Origin of the sequence: Marinomonas sp. TW1, from assembly GCF_001625355.1 — a bacterium.
GTDB lineage: Bacteria > Pseudomonadota > Gammaproteobacteria > Pseudomonadales > Marinomonadaceae > Marinomonas.
Genome location: NZ_JSEE01000002.1, coordinates 12,322 through 27,685 on the forward strand (window position 1 = coordinate 12,322; position 15,364 = coordinate 27,685).

The following is a 15,364-nucleotide window of genomic DNA, read 5'->3' on the forward strand; positions in this document are numbered from 1 at the left end:
AATTTTAAAGACATTTAAACCATTTATATTAATGAATTTAGTTAATGACAATGGCACAATGCAAAAAACACAGAAGATAAAACTATGAACACACCACAGCTAACCACTTATGACCACGCGTTACTCTTACTAAATCAGAGAGAGCACGCCTGCGCCGAGGTCGCGGTTAAACTAAAACAAAAGGGGCATTCAGAAGAGGACATTGACAACACCATTCAGCAACTAAAAGAATTGAACTACTTGAATGACGAACGATTTGCTGAAATTTATGTAAGAAGCAAAGCCAACCGATCACTTGGTCCGACTCGAATTAGACAAGAATTAATACAAAAAGGACTCTCTAGTGACATTATTAAAAACGCCATAGAAGAAGCCGAATGCGATTGGTACGAATTGGCCAAAGACGCAAAGGTCAGAAAATTTGGCGAACAACCTGCCCAAGACTTTAAAGAAAAATCAAAACAGATGCGCCACTTACAATACAAAGGCTTTGATTATGATCAAATCCAATATGCCGTCTCACAACCCGATTAGAAAACTGACCTATTGACACATCAGAGCAGACCATCAAACACAAACCTAAGGGGTTAGAAACCATCTTCACCGGCCATAATAGCATTGAGGTATTTCTCCTCCATCTCAACATAGCTTTGCTGAACCGAATCAATTTTTTTATCTAGCTCATCTACTTTATCGCGTAACTTTGAAAACTCTTCCGTCTGCGCCTGTCCATCATACAACTCAGTAATTAAGCGCTTTCGCTCAGCTTCAAGCTCATCGTTTATTTCTCGAAGGTTCTCAAGCTCTTCTAGCTCTTTTTCCAATAAAATATCACTGTCTTGAAACGCTGGATTGGCCAGTGACTCAGGGTGACTCAATTTATACTCAAGGTTTTCTCGAAGCACTCGTGCCTTCTCTAAGTCCCGCTCCAAAGCCTCAACATAAAGCTCCGAATCATTTACCATTTGACGCAACTCTTTGATTTTAGAAGCTTGTTCCGTTGCGAACGCATCAGATGCTTCCGTTAAGTCACCTTGTGAAAGCAAGTCTTCCATATTTCTCATGGTACTTAACTCTTCATCGATGACACTGTAAATATCTGCGCCGTTCGGTTCACTGCCCGTTAACTGAGCCGTCTTCTGTGCCAATGCTTCGTCGCGTTTAACAAGATCGATATTCAAGTTATGTTTAATATTATGCAGATTCTCAAGCTTTGACTCTAAACGCTTAATCACTCGACTGCTTTCCAACAGCGATTTCTCAAGTCTAGCCATAGCAATATCATATTCACCAATATGATGTTGATCCCCATCACCTTTGAGCTGTCGCATTTGCGCTTTCAATTCTTCAATAATGGCTTTCTGATTGGCAGCAAGCTGCTTAAGATCAGCCACTTTGTCATCCATTTCAGAACCGACAGCATTCAAAAAGTCCGATTCGTCAACACCACCTAAAAAGTCCTCGAGCGCTTCTATGTATTCAGGCGCCACACCGCTTTTTTTCACTTCTTCTAAGTGATGCTTTAGACGCTCCGCCAACTCAAACATACTGGCGATTTCAGATCGCAATAAACCCAGCGATTCATCCAACTCGGCTTCTTTTGCGAGTTGTGCTTGTAGTTTATCCAGTTGAGCATTCAGATCAGCGGTAATATTGACTTGATTAAAAATTTTATCACCCGTTCGCTGAATAACTTTATTCAGCTCACGCAACACAGTTTGATTCACTTTGAGGGATTTCAATAAAGCATCAATCTCTTGCGCCTTATCTATTTTGTCGAGGATATTTTTGAACGCGCCTAACAAGGCTGTGACATCTATGTCGTCTAGCCCTTCTTCAATAATTTTAATTTCCACATCTAAAAAAATCGACCAGCAAGATAAAGAAGCTCGCCCTTGAAAGTCCTCTTTCGCCAGTTTGCCTAATAGCTGACCACAAATTAATTTTTGCTGATTCAGTAACGCCAACCATTGCTCTTTTTCTGAAGGCGGAGCGGCATCAATTGAAGGCGTGTTATGGCTTTCATTTTGAGATCCATCCTCATCACCTTGGTCCGCATTCAATTGCTTTCTTAATGATAAGTAGCGAACCACGAGCACAACAAAAGCCACGACTAACATCACACTGGTTGCAATTAATCCCCACTGCCAAACCAACATAGCACAATCTTCCTATTTATCAGTGAATAACCCCTATTACTTATCATAGAAGTTTCTGACTCATGACACCATAAAACCTACATTTCTTAACTCATCTACCGCAAAAAACAAAAAAGCAGGCACTAGGCCTGCTTTTCTTAACCATACTCAAACTTCACATTAGAAATCGAGCTGTTCAGCTTCTTCTTTTTCACTGGCCGCATCTTCTGCTTTAGTACGTTTTGGCAGCAATGCCTCACGAATCTTAGCTTCGATTTCAACCGCAATCTCAGGATTGTCGGATAAATATTGTGCCGCATTCGCTTTACCTTGACCGATTTTATTGCCGCCGTAAGCATACCAAGCACCAGATTTATCAACCAAACCTTGCTTCACACCAAGATCAATCACCTCGCCCATACGGTAAATACCGGCACCATACATAATCTGGAATTCGGTTTGTTTGAATGGCGGTGCAATTTTATTTTTCACGACCTTCACACGGGTTTCATTACCAATGACCTCATCGCCCTGCTTAACAGAACCAATACGACGAATATCCAAACGTACCGAAGAATAGAATTTCAGTGCGTTACCACCTGTCGTGGTTTCTGGCGAACCGAACATGACACCAATCTTCATACGAATTTGGTTAATGAAGACCACCAGACAGTTAGCGTTCTTAATAGAACCCGTCAATTTACGCATGGCTTGAGACAATAGACGAGCTTGAACACCAACAGATGAACTGCCCATTTCACCTTCGATTTCAGATTTTGGCACCAACGCCGCCACCGAATCCACAATCACCACATCCACACTATTTGAACGAACCAACATGTCAACAATTTCAAGAGCTTGCTCACCAGTATCAGGCTGAGAAATCAACAAGTCTTCTAAGTTAACACCCAGTTTTTCAGCATAAGACGGATCCAAGGCATGCTCAGCATCAATAAAAGCACATATCTTACCTTGTTTTTGCGCTTCGGCAATCACACTGAGTGTCAATGTGGTTTTACCAGAAGACTCTGGACCATAAATTTCACAAATTCGACCAAAAGGAAGACCACCAGCACCCAAAGCAATATCCAAGCCCAAGGATCCTGTTGATACTGTCTCTATGTCCATCTTAGTGCCTTCACCCATTTTCATGATGGCACCCTTACCAAATTGACGCTCAATTTGTGACAGCGCAGCGTCTAGCGCTTTTTTCTTGTTATCAGCAATAGATGACATAACGGGATCCTTAATGACTTAATCTTCAATTTTAATGTTGCTAACTCTATCGTTTTTTTTTCCGAAGCTCAAGAAAATACTGTATAAAAAACCAGTAAAACTATCTTTCTGCTAAAATACGATTTTTCACTCCTTGTAACGCCTCCAAAACCACTAATTGTCGAATTTGTTTCCGGTCTCCCGAAAATTGAAAGCGGACGACCTCAGCCTCCTTTCCCAACAGTTGCCAACCAATGTAGACGCAACCTACAGGTTTTTCTGGCGAGCCACCACCAGGGCCAGCCACTCCGCTGACAGCAACGGCCACATCACCACCCAACTGCAATGCGCCACCACACATTTCCTTTACCGTTGCCTCGGATACCGCCCCGTGCTCTGCTAACGTAGCTTCGGCAACAGACAACCCCTTTACTTTTGCGTCATTTGCATAACTAATAAGCCCACCAAAGAACCAAGCAGAACTTCCAGACAATTCCGTGCAAGTCGCACCAATCAACCCACCGGTACAAGATTCAGCTGTGACCAACATTCGTTCCTGTTGTACTAACAAGTCCGCCACTTGCTGAGCGCTTTTTAGCATTTCTTGCTCATGATTCATTATGCTTATCTCTTAAAACCTCGACAAATATCCCGTAGAATAACCCCCAATTTTTTGGATCACAATTGAGCAGTTTAAATGAGCAAAACATCAGCCGATAATCATACTCCCATGATGCGCCAATACTTTGGCCTTAAGTCACAACATCCAAATCAGCTGTTATTTTATCGCATGGGGGATTTCTATGAACTCTTTTATGACGATGCCAAACGCGCCGCTCAATTATTGGATATCACCTTAACGGCTCGAGGCCACTCTGGTGGGCAACCAATCCCAATGGCCGGCATCCCCTTTCATGCCGCCGAAAACTACATTGCTCGCTTAGTGCGGATGGGGGAGTCAGTCGTGGTCGCCGAACAAACTGGTGACCCAGCCACCAGCAAAGGACCGGTTGAACGACAAATCGCTCGCATTGTTACACCCGGCACCATCAGTGACGAAGCCTTCCTAGAGGAAAAGCGTGAAAACCTTCTACTGTCGATTGCCCATCAATCTCGTAAAGGTTTAGACATTTTTGGCTTTTCTTATCTCGACATGGCCAGTGGTCGTTTTTGTCTTTTTGAAGTCGATGGACATGAAGCTTTGGCAAATGAGTTACAGCGACTGTCCCCAAGAGAAATTCTCATCTCAGAAGACTTTCCAGCTCGAAAAACACTGCAACTTGAGAAAGGCATTGCGGAACTCGGCCCATGGCACTTTGATTACGAATCCAGCTATCGTCAACTCATACAACAGTTCAATACAAAAGACCTTTCCGGCTTTGGTTGTGAAGCCTTAACCGCTGCCATTGCATCAGCTGGTGCACTCTTACAATACGCAAAAGACACACAACGCTCGGCTTTACCGCACATACAATCCATTATGGTCGAGCATAAAGACGATTCTGTGCTGATTGATGCCGCCACACGACGCAATCTCGAAATCGACATCAATTTAACCGGCGGCACCAGCAATACACTTAGCCAAGTATTAGATCAATGTGCCACTCCAATGGGAAGCCGACAGTTAAAACGTTGGCTTCATACACCAGTAAGAGATTTGAGTGAAATACAGTCTCGTCAAAGTGCCGTGGCAGAATTAAAAAGTCAATTTTATTACCAACCCTTAAACAGTGCTTTAAAAAAGGTCGGTGACTTAGAACGTATCTTGTCTCGCGTTGCCCTTCGATCGGCACGCCCGAGAGATCTGTTGCGCTTAAGATTCGCACTAGAGATGATCCCACTGATCAACCAAGACTTAGAAAAGGTAAATTCAGCTCGACTGAGCCAATTAAATCATCGCATTGTGGCGCAACCGGAGATCACTGAGACCTTGACCAAAGCCTTGGTTGAAAACCCTCCATCCGTTGTAAGAGACGGTGGTATTTTTGCGACTGGCTACGATCCAGAATTAGACGAATTACTGTCTCTATCCAGCAACGCAACGGATTTCTTGGCCGAAATGGAACGCAGCGAGAAAGAACGTACCGGCATCAGCTCACTCAAAGTTGGTTTCAACCGAGTACACGGCTACTACATAGAAATTAGCCGTTTACACTCGGAACAGGCTCCGGTGGAATACATTCGTCGCCAGACACTTAAAAATGCCGAGCGCTTTATCACACCAGAGTTAAAAGCCTTTGAAGATAAAGCCTTGAGTGCTAAGTCCAAAGCACTTGCTCGTGAAAAAGAGCTTTACGAAACCTTATTGGACCTATTGAACCAACATTTAGGAGAGCTACAAACCACCAGCCAAGCGCTCGCGCAACTTGACGTTCTAAATAACTTTGCAGAACGCGCTGATCAACTCAATTTAACACAGCCAGAACTCCACACAGGACGCGGCATTGATATCACTGCTGGACGCCACCCTGTGGTCGAATCGGTCATTTCAGAGCCCTTCGTACCCAACGATTTAACCTTAAACGATCAACGCTCCTTATTAATGATCACCGGCCCCAACATGGGGGGTAAATCCACTTATATGCGTCAGATTGCCTTGATCACGTTATTGGCACATACCGGTTGCTTCGTACCAGCAGAAGCCGCTTCTATTGCGATCGTCGATCGTATTTTTACGCGCATGGGATCATCAGATGATTTAGCCGGTGGCCGCTCTACCTTTATGGTGGAAATGACGGAAACCGCCAATATTTTGAACAATGCCACACAAAACAGTTTGGTCCTAATGGATGAAGTCGGACGTGGCACAAGTACTTTTGATGGCTTGTCATTAGCTTGGGCGGCGGTGGAACATTTAGCACAAAAATTAAAATGCTACGTCTTGTTTGCAACCCACTATTTTGAATTAACCGGCCTTGCTGAGCAGTTAGAGAATGCCGAAAACGTTCACCTCACTGCCACAGAGTATGAAGATGAAATTGTCTTCCTTCATAAAGTTCATAGCGGTCCAGCAAGTCAATCATATGGGCTGCAAGTGGCTCAGCTAGCGGGCGTGCCGAAAAATGTTATTCAACAAGCTAAATACAAACTCAAAGAGCTGGAAACCGTCACTGACATTGAATTAGGCGATACGACACAAAACTCTGTAGCAAACAACCTAGCCAGCTCAGTACCGCAAACTGCTATGCCTAATCACTCCCCACTACAAGCCGATTTATTTGTACAGGCCGAACAGAATAGTTTGAAAGACAGCATTGCGTCATTGGATTTAGACAACATGACGCCAATCGAAGCCATGAATCAGTTATATAAACTAAAATCAACGCTATGAGCATTGAAACGCGGTATAAGCTAATACCAGATAAATTTAGTCTATTTGGTATTCTGACTTGCCGCCAAACTGCCTATGCCACTAAAATAGGCGGCAATATTTTTTGTAAAGCTTGTGAGGAGAAGTCGAATGGCTTTCATCGTTACTGATAACTGCATTCGCTGTAAATACACCGACTGTGTGGAAGTCTGCCCAGTAGATTGCTTCTATGAAGGGCCAAATTTTCTGGCCATTAATCCAGACGAATGCATTGATTGTGCGCTTTGTGAACCAGAATGCCCTGCCAATGCTATTTTCTCAGAAGATGAATTACCAGAAGAGCAAGAAGTGTTTGTTGAACTGAACAAAGACCTTGCCATGATTTGGCCAAACATCACAGAGAAAAAAGATGCGTTAAGCGACGCAGCGGAATGGGATGGCGTAGAAGATAAACTAGAACACCTTGAGCGCTAGAAATACAATTTAGAACGAAAAAAAGCGACCACGGTCGCTTTTTTAATATCCTATTATTGACACCCTGTCTGGCCTAATCCTTGCTGGCCATATGTAACATCCTGTTTGACATCCTTCTCGTAAAAAAGACAGCCTAAGCTGCCCTTTTTATGCTTAATTCCGTTTAAGCCACTCTTCCGATGAGTAAAACATCACTGTCTGTTTCATCATGAAACCCAAACAATCCTTAACACATGGTGCGATCCTGAACCACAATATCCATTAGAACCATCCTTTGTTCTGAACATCCTAGTTCTGTCCTAAACGCCATCAGTGGCATTTTGCTCCTCAATGTGCTGATCATCCTTGAACTCTGTTTGGATAAGACTAATTTACCACTTATTTGACTAATTACAATTTTTTACATTTCGAGAAAATCAATATTTTATAATTTAAATTCAATAACTTAGACTATTTCCGGCAAGAAACATTACATTACAATACAGTATAAAGAGAAAAGACCTACAGACTTGTAGGACTCCCCCTACATAAATAAGGAATAAAAAGAAAAAGGGAGGTTAAATTTGAGTTAGAAATTCATCAGACCATTTCAAAGCCGCTAAATAAGTTCCTTTCAGGTCACTAAGATCCTGATCACTGTCAATGCTACGCTGGTTAGAATATCGATCTACCAAATCCAAGGTTTCTCCAACACGTCCAGCGCGATGGACAATGGCATTGATAAACTCATTAGGTAACGGCAGTTCCCCTAAAACCTCTTCTAAAGGCATGCCTGTGCACACATCCATCATGGATAACATGCCAGCTAAAAAGTATTTATCTTGATTGTCATAAGAACGGTATATCGCCATTAACTCAGCGTGCTTGGCTCGAATAATAATCTGCTCAAGCAAAGCGTGTTGTTCGCCAACCATTTCTGACATCAAAAGCAGATTAGTCAGTGCCTTTAGTTTTTCCACACCAATTAACATAACCGCCAAACGAACAGAGTCAACTGACACCATTAATCCAGTCATGGGGGAATTCAAATAGCGTAGCAACTTATGAACTAACCCTGCGTCTTGACTAACAATTTGCTCAATATCATCCACATTTAGATTACTGGTATCTAAGAGCGACGACATTAACCTTAATAAGGTCATGCTGTTCACACGAGATGATTTAGTCGTCATCAATTCAGGTTTTTCGAAGAAGTAACCTTGAAAGTACTCGACGCCTAACAAGCGGCAGAATTGATAATCTTCCCAAGTCTCCACCTTTTCCGCAATCAACTTAACATCAAAGCCTCTTAGTGCATCAACTTGCTGGTGAAAACCATCATGCCCCAAAGATAAAATATCCAGTTTGACGTAATCCACCAGTTCAACAAAAGGCGTTAACTTAGTTTCAAACACAAAGTCATCCAGTGCCAGTAAGCAACCAGCGCTTTTCCAACGTCTTAACGCGGCCAATAAATTAGCATCGAAGCCAGCGGTTTCAAGTACTTCAACCACAAGGTTTTCACGACTGGTCGGTATGCCATTTGCGCTTAATAAGTAGGAGCGAGGGAAATTCACAAACGCTTTGTTGCTGCCGACTAAGTTTTCCATACCCAATTCAAATAAACTGGCCGAAATCACTTGAGCAGTCGCCCCCACCTCATCCACCACATCCGCATGATGGGCAAGTGCACTCTTACGATACAATAGCTCGTAGCCCATGACGGCCAAATGCTCGTCTACAATCGGCTGTCGTGCTACAGCAACGTCAGAATAAACATAGGTTTCCTGCTCTGCCATACTTAATCCATCAGTTTCAATTTAGCTGGTGTAAACTCACAGTGTCTCAATATTGTCGCAAAATTGCCATTGGGTGAAGACAATAATCTTGGTAAGATGGTCGGCTATATAAAGAAAAAAATCCTGTGGGGAAAATAATGCCAGTCTACCGCTCCAAAACAACCACCTCTGGCCGCAATATGGCTGGGGCTCGCGCCCTTTGGCGTGCAACCGGTATGAAAGACGACGACTTTCAAAAACCTATCATTGCCGTTGCTAACTCTTTTACGCAATTTGTACCCGGTCACGTACATCTAAAAGACCTAGGACAACTGGTCTGCCGAGAAATTGAAGAAGCCGGTGGTGTCGCCAAAGAATTTAACACCATTGCGGTAGATGATGGTATCGCAATGGGCCATGACGGCATGCTATACAGTCTGCCATCACGAGACCTGATTGCAGACTCAGTGGAATACATGGTCAATGCGCATTGTGCCGACGCGCTCGTCTGTATTTCTAACTGTGACAAAATCACCCCAGGAATGTTAATGGCCGCTATGCGCCTGAACATTCCCGTTATTTTCGTCTCCGGTGGCCCTATGGAAGCGGGCAAAACCAAACTATCAGAACATAAGTTAGACTTGGTTGACGCCATGGTCATTGCTGCGGATTCTTCTGCTTCAGATGAAAAGGTTGCGGAATACGAGCGCTCTGCTTGTCCTACCTGTGGCTCTTGCTCTGGCATGTTTACGGCTAACTCTATGAACTGCTTGACCGAAGCTTTGGGCTTGAGTTTACCGGGTAACGGCACCACGTTGGCAACTCACTCAGATCGTCATCGTCTGTTTGTTGAAGCGGGTCGTCGCATTGTCGAGATTACCAAACGCTATTACGAGAAGGATGAATTGCATTGGGCTCCTCGCGCCATTGCCAGTTTCGAAGCATTTGAAAACGCCATGACTCTGGACATCGCTATGGGTGGCTCCACCAACACCATTTTGCACTTGTTGGCGATTGCTCGTGAAGCAGGCGTAGACTTCACCATGGAAGACATCGACCATTTATCACGTCGCGTTCCTCAACTTTGTAAAGTTGCTCCGAATTCACCTCAATACCACATTGAAGACGTTCACAGAGCAGGCGGTATTTTCGGTCTGTTAGGCGAAATCGATCGCGCGGGTTTGCTGCATAACCAATGTCACACAGTGCATGCTGAGACGATGGAGAAAGCACTTCAATCTTGGGATATTATGCGTTCGCCAACCCCAGAAATTGTTGAGTTTTTCAAAGCCGGTCCAGCTGGCATTCCAACTCAAACCGCGTTTAGTCAATCCACTCGCTGGCCAACACTGGATGGCGACCGCGAGAATGGCTGTATTCGCTCACTTGAAAATGCCTTTTCACTAGAAGGTGGCCTCGCCGTATTGTATGGCAATATCGCTCTAGACGGTTGTGTGGTTAAGAGTGCCGGTGTCGATGAGTCATGTTTGGTCTTTGAAGGACCAGCACACATTACCGAATCGCAAGACGAAGCCGTTAAAAACATTCTTGATGACAAGGTTAAATCAGGCGAAGTCGTAATAGTTCGTTATGAAGGACCAAAAGGCGGTCCAGGTATGCAGGAAATGCTTTACCCGACGTCTTACATCAAGTCGAAAGGCTTGGGTAAAGCTTGCGCCCTACTAACGGACGGTCGTTTCTCTGGCGGTACATCTGGTTTATCGATCGGTCACGTTTCGCCAGAAGCCGCAGCAGGCGGTGCTATTGGTCTAGTGGAAAATGGTGACATTATTCGCATCGACATTCCAAACCGTACTATCAACGTACTTCTTAGCGATGAAGAACTGGCGACACGTCGTGCTGCTATGGAAGCCAAAGGTGCTGAAGCCTGGAAGCCTGTACAAGAGCGTCCTCGCAAAGTATCACCGGCTCTAAAAATCTATGCACACTTTGCAACCAGCGCAGACAAAGGTGCGATTCGAGATCTGAGTAAACTCGACTAACTGTCTATCGACTCTTCTAAGGCCGCTTTGCCAATGTAACGGCGGCGGCCTTTTTTAATCAATTAGGAAACAACATGCTGAGTTATCGCCATATATACCATGCGGGCAATCATGCTGACATTTTGAAGCACATTACGATGAGCCAGATTTGTCGCCATTTCATTAAGAAAGACACGCCTTTCTTTTACTTGGACACCCACGCGGGCATTGGTCAATACGAACTCAATTCAGAACAAGCACAGAAGAACAAAGAGTATCACTCAGGCATCAGCCGATTATTGTCTGAATCAAAAGTACCGGAAGCCGTAGAAGGGTTACTGGAGATTGTCCGAGAGATGAATCCAACGGATCAATTAGAATATTATCCTGGCAGTCCAAAAGTCGTGGATTATTACACTCGACAAAAAGACAAACTTCACTTATGTGAACTGCACCCAAACGACTATCCTTTATTAGCGGCCTTATTTCCTCAGAAACGAAAAGCCAATGTGGTAAAAGAAAATGGCTTCGCGGCGGTAAAAGCCATGCTGCCACCACCACAGAAGCGAGGGTTTGTCTTGATGGACCCGCCTTATGAGGTAAAAAAAGACTACCAATTTGTTGTGAAGTCCTTGGAAGAAGGCTATAAACGTTTTCCTCAAGGCACATTTGCAATCTGGTATCCTGTACTAGGTCGCCAACAAGCTGACCAGTTACTAAAGTCAGTGAAAGTAACGAATATCCGCAATATCTTGCTATTAGAGCTCAATGTTCGCGATACAGAAAAAGAGCGAGGCATGGCAGGAAGCGGTATGATCATTGTGAATCCACCTTGGACACTCGAACAAGATGCTAGGGAGTTTATGCCATTTTTGAGCAAAACACTGGCAGAAGATCAAGAGGCGAACTACCAAATCACATGGATTTCGCCTGAATAAACTGATTTTTCATAAGGAGAGCGTCAATGAGCAACGCTTTTGAACAAGCTTTCAAACACATGCCGACACCGGCTTTTATCATCGAAAGCGACACTGGGCACTTAATTTCTTATAATCGCAACTTCGAAGTATTGTTTGAAAATTGGAATGCGACACCGCCTGACTCTTGGTTAAAGTTAAGTGAAGAAGCCAATTCAGTTGAAGACTGGCAAAATCTGAATCATAAGATACAACAAGGTAGTATTGAGCGTTGTGAAACATTAATTCATGTTGGCAACAAACTCATCAACATTCAGCTTGAATTACAACACTTAGGACAATCCGTATTAGCTTGTGTCTACCATACGGATCATATGGATTTATCCGCAGCTGAGAATACTTTGTTAAAATTTGCACTAACAGAATCTTCTGCTGGTTTGTGGATCTGGGAAACCGAATCCGACCTTGTATCATGCTCAAAATCCATCGCTAACCTGTTAAAATGCAGCGTGGAAGACACCCCACGGTCTACGGCTGACTGGCACAAACTGGTTCATCCGGATGATGTCAAACAGCTAGCCGCGGTGGTCAATGAGCACGTGGCTTTAAATCAAGATTACTATGAAGCCGAATACCGAATTTTAAATGGTGACCAAGAATACCTTTGGGTCAAAGAACGAGGCCGTACTTACACCAAAACACCTGACAGTAAGATCAAGAAAGTCATCGGCTTTGTCGTGGATATTAGCCATCAAAAAGCCTTAGAAGATCACTTACGAAACCAAGCCACCTTTGATGAATTAACCGGATTATTGACCCGCAGCTCTGCATTAACTCACTTCAAAAAGCAGCTCGGATTAGCCAAACGTCAATATACGCCATTAACCATGGCAAAAATTCATTTAGATGCAAATGACAGGTTGAGCCATTTACCGATGGAATCTCGCAACATCGCCATCCAAACGTCAGCACGGTACATTTATAAAAAAATTCGTGAAGCGGACGTACTGGCGCGAGTAGAAGCGGATAAATTATTGCTACTCCTACCAAACACCAGTGTTAAAGATGCCAATAACTTATTAACCAATCTAATCAATCCGAAAGAAGATGAAAGTGCAATATTGTCTGAAGGCAATTCAGACCCTGCGGATTTCTGTATTGGCATTGCTGCTTTTCCTGAAGACGGTGAAAGCATCGAAGAGCTGGCCTTAAGTGCCAATCAGGCGGTAGAAGAAGGGCAGAAAAAATGCGCGCAAATTATCGTCAATTAAACCTCAAATAGTACCGAAAAAACGTCGCCGATTGGTGACGTTTTATCTTCGCTCACACGGACTAAGAGTCACCCTGAAGAGTCAATAGCAATCGACGAGCCCCCCCATAGTCCCGATGTTCACCAAGGTAAATCCCTTGCCAAGTCCCTAAACGCAATTGCTGATTAGTGACAGGAATAGTCAAAGAAGACCCTAGCATGCTGGCTTTTATATGCGCTGGCATATCATCGCTGCCTTCGTATACATGCTCATAATAGGGCTGATTTTCAGGCACCATATGTGAAAAATGTCGCTCCATGTCTCGACGTACCGAAGGATCTGCATTCTCATTGATCGTCAAAGACGCTGAAGTATGCAGAAGTTGAAGATGTAGCAACCCCACCTTCACCGCCGTCAACTCACATAAAGCGTCTTCCACTTCTTGGGTAATCAGATGAAAACCCCGTGGATAGGGAGGTAATGTAAACTCAACTTGTTGCCACATGACCCATTACTCTGCACTGGTTCTTTGATACACAGAAAAACGGTAGTCATAAGGATTATGACCTTCTGCGGCAAAACTTTCTTCGGCCAGTAAAGTAAAAGATGGCCAATCCACTTCAGGGAAAAAAGCATCCCCCTCAACGTCAGCGTCTACATGAGTAATGTATAATCGATCGACTCTTGGTAATGCCAATTCATAAATCTGCGCACCGCCAATGACCATGACCTCTTCTTGCCCATTCACCAGACAAATATCTTCACCTAAGGTGATCGCCTGATCTAATGAGGACACCACATCAATGCCATCTGCCTGATAATTCACGTCTCGAGTAATTACAATATTACGACGGCCCGGCAATGGCTTACCAATTGACTCAAAAGTCTTACGCCCCATCACAATTGGTTTGCCCATGGTTGCTTGCTTAAAGTATTTAAGGTCATTTGGCAGATGCCAAGGTAGCGAATTATTAATACCTATGGTTCGGTTCGTAGACATAGCAACAATAAGTGACAACATATATGGGTACCTTCTCAATCTATACTCGAATAGTCCAATCCAAGCCTGATATAATCTTTGCCAAACATTATACCTATGGCGACGTAGAATGCATTGTTCCTCAACCTTGCCAGTCACCGCCATAGACTAACGAGAGTACATGGTATGAAGCAATATTTAGATCTGTGCCAGCGCATCGTCAACGAAGGTGAGTGGGTCAACAATGAACGAACCGGCAAACGCTGCTTAACTGTCATTAATGCCGATCTTACCTATGATGTTAGCAAAGGCGAATTTCCGCTTGTAACCACACGCAAAAGTTACTGGAAATCGGCCATTGCAGAAATCATTGGTTACTTACGTGGCTATGATAATGCGGCAGACTTTCGCACGCTGGGTACAAAAACATGGGATGCCAATGCCAACGAAAATCAGGTTTGGTTAAACAATCCCCACCGTAAAGGTGAAGATGACATGGGACTTTGTTACGGCGCCATTGGTCGCAACTTTCCCAAGCCAGATGGTGGCCATATTGATCTATTAAAACAAATCATTGACGATCTAAGTCGTGGTGTGGATAACCGTGGTGAAATCCTCACCTTTTATCACCCTGGTGCATTTCACATGGCTTGTCTTCGTCCTTGTATGTACAGCCATCACTTTTCATTACTTGGCGATACGCTTTACCTAAACAGCACTCAACGCAGCTGCGATGTTCCCCTTGGATTGAATTTCAATATGGTTCAGGTTTATGTATTACTGGCCATCGTTGCACAAATTACAGGCAAAAAAGCGGGCCAAGCATTCCATAAAATAGTAAACGCTCACATCTATGAAGATCAGCTAGAATTAATGCGTGATGTTCAACTAAAGCGTGAACCTTACCCATTACCAAGATTAAAAATCAACCCAGACATCAAATCTCTAAAAGACATAGAGACCTGGGTTACCATGGATGACTTTGAAGTAGAAGGCTATCAATTCCACGAACCTATTGCTTACCCATTCTCAGTGTAACTGAGCGTATACACAATCGATCCAACGAAAAACGGCGAGTAATTTACTCGCCGTTTTTCTTTTTTTCAGTTTACAGGTTGCTCTAATTCTTGGATTAGATAGCTTATTTCTTCGGTTTTTTCGAGCAGAAGTTGACTGGCATCCGCCAACCCTTTGTTATAAAAATAAGGGCCTATTTCTTTGGCAAAAAACGCCAGTAAAAACTCTGCTTCAAAACCACCTATATCTGAATCCAACTCATCCGTAAAATATTTTTTGATTTTACTAACAATGATGTCCGCCTCTTGTTGAGTAAATTCCATCG

14 protein-coding genes are annotated in these 15,364 nt (G+C 43.6%); 7 read left to right on the forward strand and 7 right to left on the reverse strand.

Annotated elements, in window-relative coordinates; translation table 11 throughout:
• The first annotated feature begins 84 nt into the window (after positions 1 to 84).
• Positions 85 to 534, forward strand: coding sequence for a regulatory protein RecX (locus OA79_RS01650; RefSeq protein WP_063331486.1), 450 nt, complete (start codon positions 85 to 87; stop codon positions 532 to 534).
• 53 nt (positions 535 to 587) lie between these two features.
• Here OA79_RS01650 and OA79_RS01655 read toward each other — a convergent pair whose 3' ends face one another.
• From OA79_RS01655 to OA79_RS01665, 3 genes are all read right to left on the reverse strand, one after another.
• Positions 588 to 2,159, reverse strand: coding sequence for a coiled-coil domain-containing protein (locus tag OA79_RS01655; RefSeq protein WP_063331487.1), 1,572 nt, complete (start codon positions 2,157 to 2,159; stop codon positions 588 to 590).
• Positions 2,160 to 2,318: 159 nt separating this feature from the next.
• Positions 2,319 to 3,374: a recombinase RecA gene (gene recA, locus OA79_RS01660; protein ID WP_197465344.1), complete on the reverse strand. Its 1,056-nt coding sequence runs from the start codon at positions 3,372 to 3,374 to the stop codon at positions 2,319 to 2,321.
• A 100-nt stretch (positions 3,375 to 3,474) separates the two neighbouring features.
• The gene (locus tag OA79_RS01665) at positions 3,475 to 3,972 is read right to left on the reverse strand and encodes a CinA family protein (protein ID WP_063331488.1); all 498 of its coding nucleotides are present in this window, start codon (positions 3,970 to 3,972) and stop codon (positions 3,475 to 3,477) included.
• A gap of 78 nt (positions 3,973 to 4,050) precedes the next feature.
• Here OA79_RS01665 and mutS point away from each other — a divergent pair, with 78 nt between their 5' ends.
• Together mutS and fdxA are read left to right on the forward strand one after the other, a co-directional pair.
• Positions 4,051 to 6,684 (forward strand): DNA mismatch repair protein MutS, encoded by a 2,634-nt coding sequence (gene mutS, locus OA79_RS01670; protein WP_063331489.1) that lies wholly within the window; start codon positions 4,051 to 4,053, stop codon positions 6,682 to 6,684.
• A 129-nt stretch (positions 6,685 to 6,813) separates the two neighbouring features.
• Positions 6,814 to 7,137, forward strand: coding sequence for a ferredoxin FdxA (gene fdxA, locus OA79_RS01675; protein ID WP_063331490.1), 324 nt, complete (start codon positions 6,814 to 6,816; stop codon positions 7,135 to 7,137).
• 557 nt (positions 7,138 to 7,694) lie between these two features.
• Here the strand turns inward: fdxA and OA79_RS01680 are convergent.
• Positions 7,695 to 8,915: an EAL and HDOD domain-containing protein gene (locus OA79_RS01680; protein WP_063331491.1), complete on the reverse strand. Its 1,221-nt coding sequence runs from the start codon at positions 8,913 to 8,915 to the stop codon at positions 7,695 to 7,697.
• Between the two features lie 137 nt (positions 8,916 to 9,052).
• Between OA79_RS01680 and ilvD the strand changes: the two genes are divergently transcribed.
• The 3 genes from ilvD (at position 9,053) to OA79_RS01695 (ending at position 13,064) form a co-directional block, all read left to right on the forward strand.
• Positions 9,053 to 10,897, forward strand: a complete 1,845-nt coding sequence (gene ilvD / locus OA79_RS01685) for a dihydroxy-acid dehydratase (RefSeq protein ID WP_063331492.1) — start codon at positions 9,053 to 9,055, stop codon at positions 10,895 to 10,897.
• Between the two features lie 74 nt (positions 10,898 to 10,971).
• Positions 10,972 to 11,814 carry a 23S rRNA (adenine(2030)-N(6))-methyltransferase RlmJ gene (locus tag OA79_RS01690; RefSeq protein ID WP_063331493.1) on the forward strand — a complete coding sequence of 281 codons (843 nt, stop codon included), beginning with the start codon at positions 10,972 to 10,974 and terminating at the stop codon, positions 11,812 to 11,814.
• Between the two features lie 26 nt (positions 11,815 to 11,840).
• On the forward strand, positions 11,841 to 13,064 hold the full coding sequence (locus OA79_RS01695) for a sensor domain-containing diguanylate cyclase (protein WP_063331494.1): 1,224 nt from the start codon (positions 11,841 to 11,843) through the stop codon (positions 13,062 to 13,064).
• Between the two features lie 61 nt (positions 13,065 to 13,125).
• Here OA79_RS01695 and OA79_RS01700 read toward each other — a convergent pair whose 3' ends face one another.
• On the reverse strand, positions 13,126 to 13,548 hold the full coding sequence (locus OA79_RS01700) for a secondary thiamine-phosphate synthase enzyme YjbQ (protein ID WP_063331495.1): 423 nt from the start codon (positions 13,546 to 13,548) through the stop codon (positions 13,126 to 13,128).
• A 6-nt stretch (positions 13,549 to 13,554) separates the two neighbouring features.
• Positions 13,555 to 14,064 carry a dihydrofolate reductase gene (locus OA79_RS01705; RefSeq protein ID WP_063331496.1) on the reverse strand — a complete coding sequence of 170 codons (510 nt, stop codon included), beginning with the start codon at positions 14,062 to 14,064 and terminating at the stop codon, positions 13,555 to 13,557.
• Between the two features lie 144 nt (positions 14,065 to 14,208).
• Here OA79_RS01705 and OA79_RS01710 point away from each other — a divergent pair, with 144 nt between their 5' ends.
• A complete protein-coding gene (locus tag OA79_RS01710) occupies positions 14,209 to 15,060 on the forward strand; it encodes a thymidylate synthase (protein ID WP_063331497.1) in 852 nt (283 codons plus the stop codon).
• Positions 15,061 to 15,125: 65 nt separating this feature from the next.
• On the opposite strand, the gene OA79_RS01715 is transcribed toward OA79_RS01710, so the two are convergent.
• Positions 15,126 to 15,362, reverse strand: a complete 237-nt coding sequence (locus OA79_RS01715) for a DUF2164 domain-containing protein (protein ID WP_063331498.1) — start codon at positions 15,360 to 15,362, stop codon at positions 15,126 to 15,128.
• Positions 15,363 to 15,364: the final 2 nt, after the last annotated feature.

Bases quoted from the DNA above. Each gene is read 5' to 3' on its own strand.
- OA79_RS01650 (WP_063331486.1), top strand. From the start codon at position 85: ATGAACACACCACAGCTAACCACTTATGACCACGCGTTACTCTTACTA.
- OA79_RS01680 (WP_063331491.1), bottom strand. From the start codon at position 8,915: ATGGCAGAGCAGGAAACCTATGTTTATTCTGACGTTGCTGTAGCACGA.
- OA79_RS01665 (WP_063331488.1), bottom strand. From the start codon at position 3,972: ATGAATCATGAGCAAGAAATGCTAAAAAGCGCTCAGCAAGTGGCGGAC.
- OA79_RS01690 (WP_063331493.1), top strand. From the start codon at position 10,972: ATGCTGAGTTATCGCCATATATACCATGCGGGCAATCATGCTGACATT.
- OA79_RS01710 (WP_063331497.1), top strand. From the start codon at position 14,209: ATGAAGCAATATTTAGATCTGTGCCAGCGCATCGTCAACGAAGGTGAG.
- ilvD (WP_063331492.1), top strand. From the start codon at position 9,053: ATGCCAGTCTACCGCTCCAAAACAACCACCTCTGGCCGCAATATGGCT.
- OA79_RS01655 (WP_063331487.1), bottom strand. From the start codon at position 2,159: ATGTTGGTTTGGCAGTGGGGATTAATTGCAACCAGTGTGATGTTAGTC.
- fdxA (WP_063331490.1), top strand. From the start codon at position 6,814: ATGGCTTTCATCGTTACTGATAACTGCATTCGCTGTAAATACACCGAC.
- OA79_RS01695 (WP_063331494.1), top strand. From the start codon at position 11,841: ATGAGCAACGCTTTTGAACAAGCTTTCAAACACATGCCGACACCGGCT.
- recA (WP_197465344.1), bottom strand. From the start codon at position 3,374: ATGTCATCTATTGCTGATAACAAGAAAAAAGCGCTAGACGCTGCGCTG.
- mutS (WP_063331489.1), top strand. From the start codon at position 4,051: ATGAGCAAAACATCAGCCGATAATCATACTCCCATGATGCGCCAATAC.
- OA79_RS01715 (WP_063331498.1), bottom strand. From the start codon at position 15,362: ATGGAATTTACTCAACAAGAGGCGGACATCATTGTTAGTAAAATCAAA.
- OA79_RS01700 (WP_063331495.1), bottom strand. From the start codon at position 13,548: ATGTGGCAACAAGTTGAGTTTACATTACCTCCCTATCCACGGGGTTTT.
- OA79_RS01705 (WP_063331496.1), bottom strand. From the start codon at position 14,064: ATGTTGTCACTTATTGTTGCTATGTCTACGAACCGAACCATAGGTATT.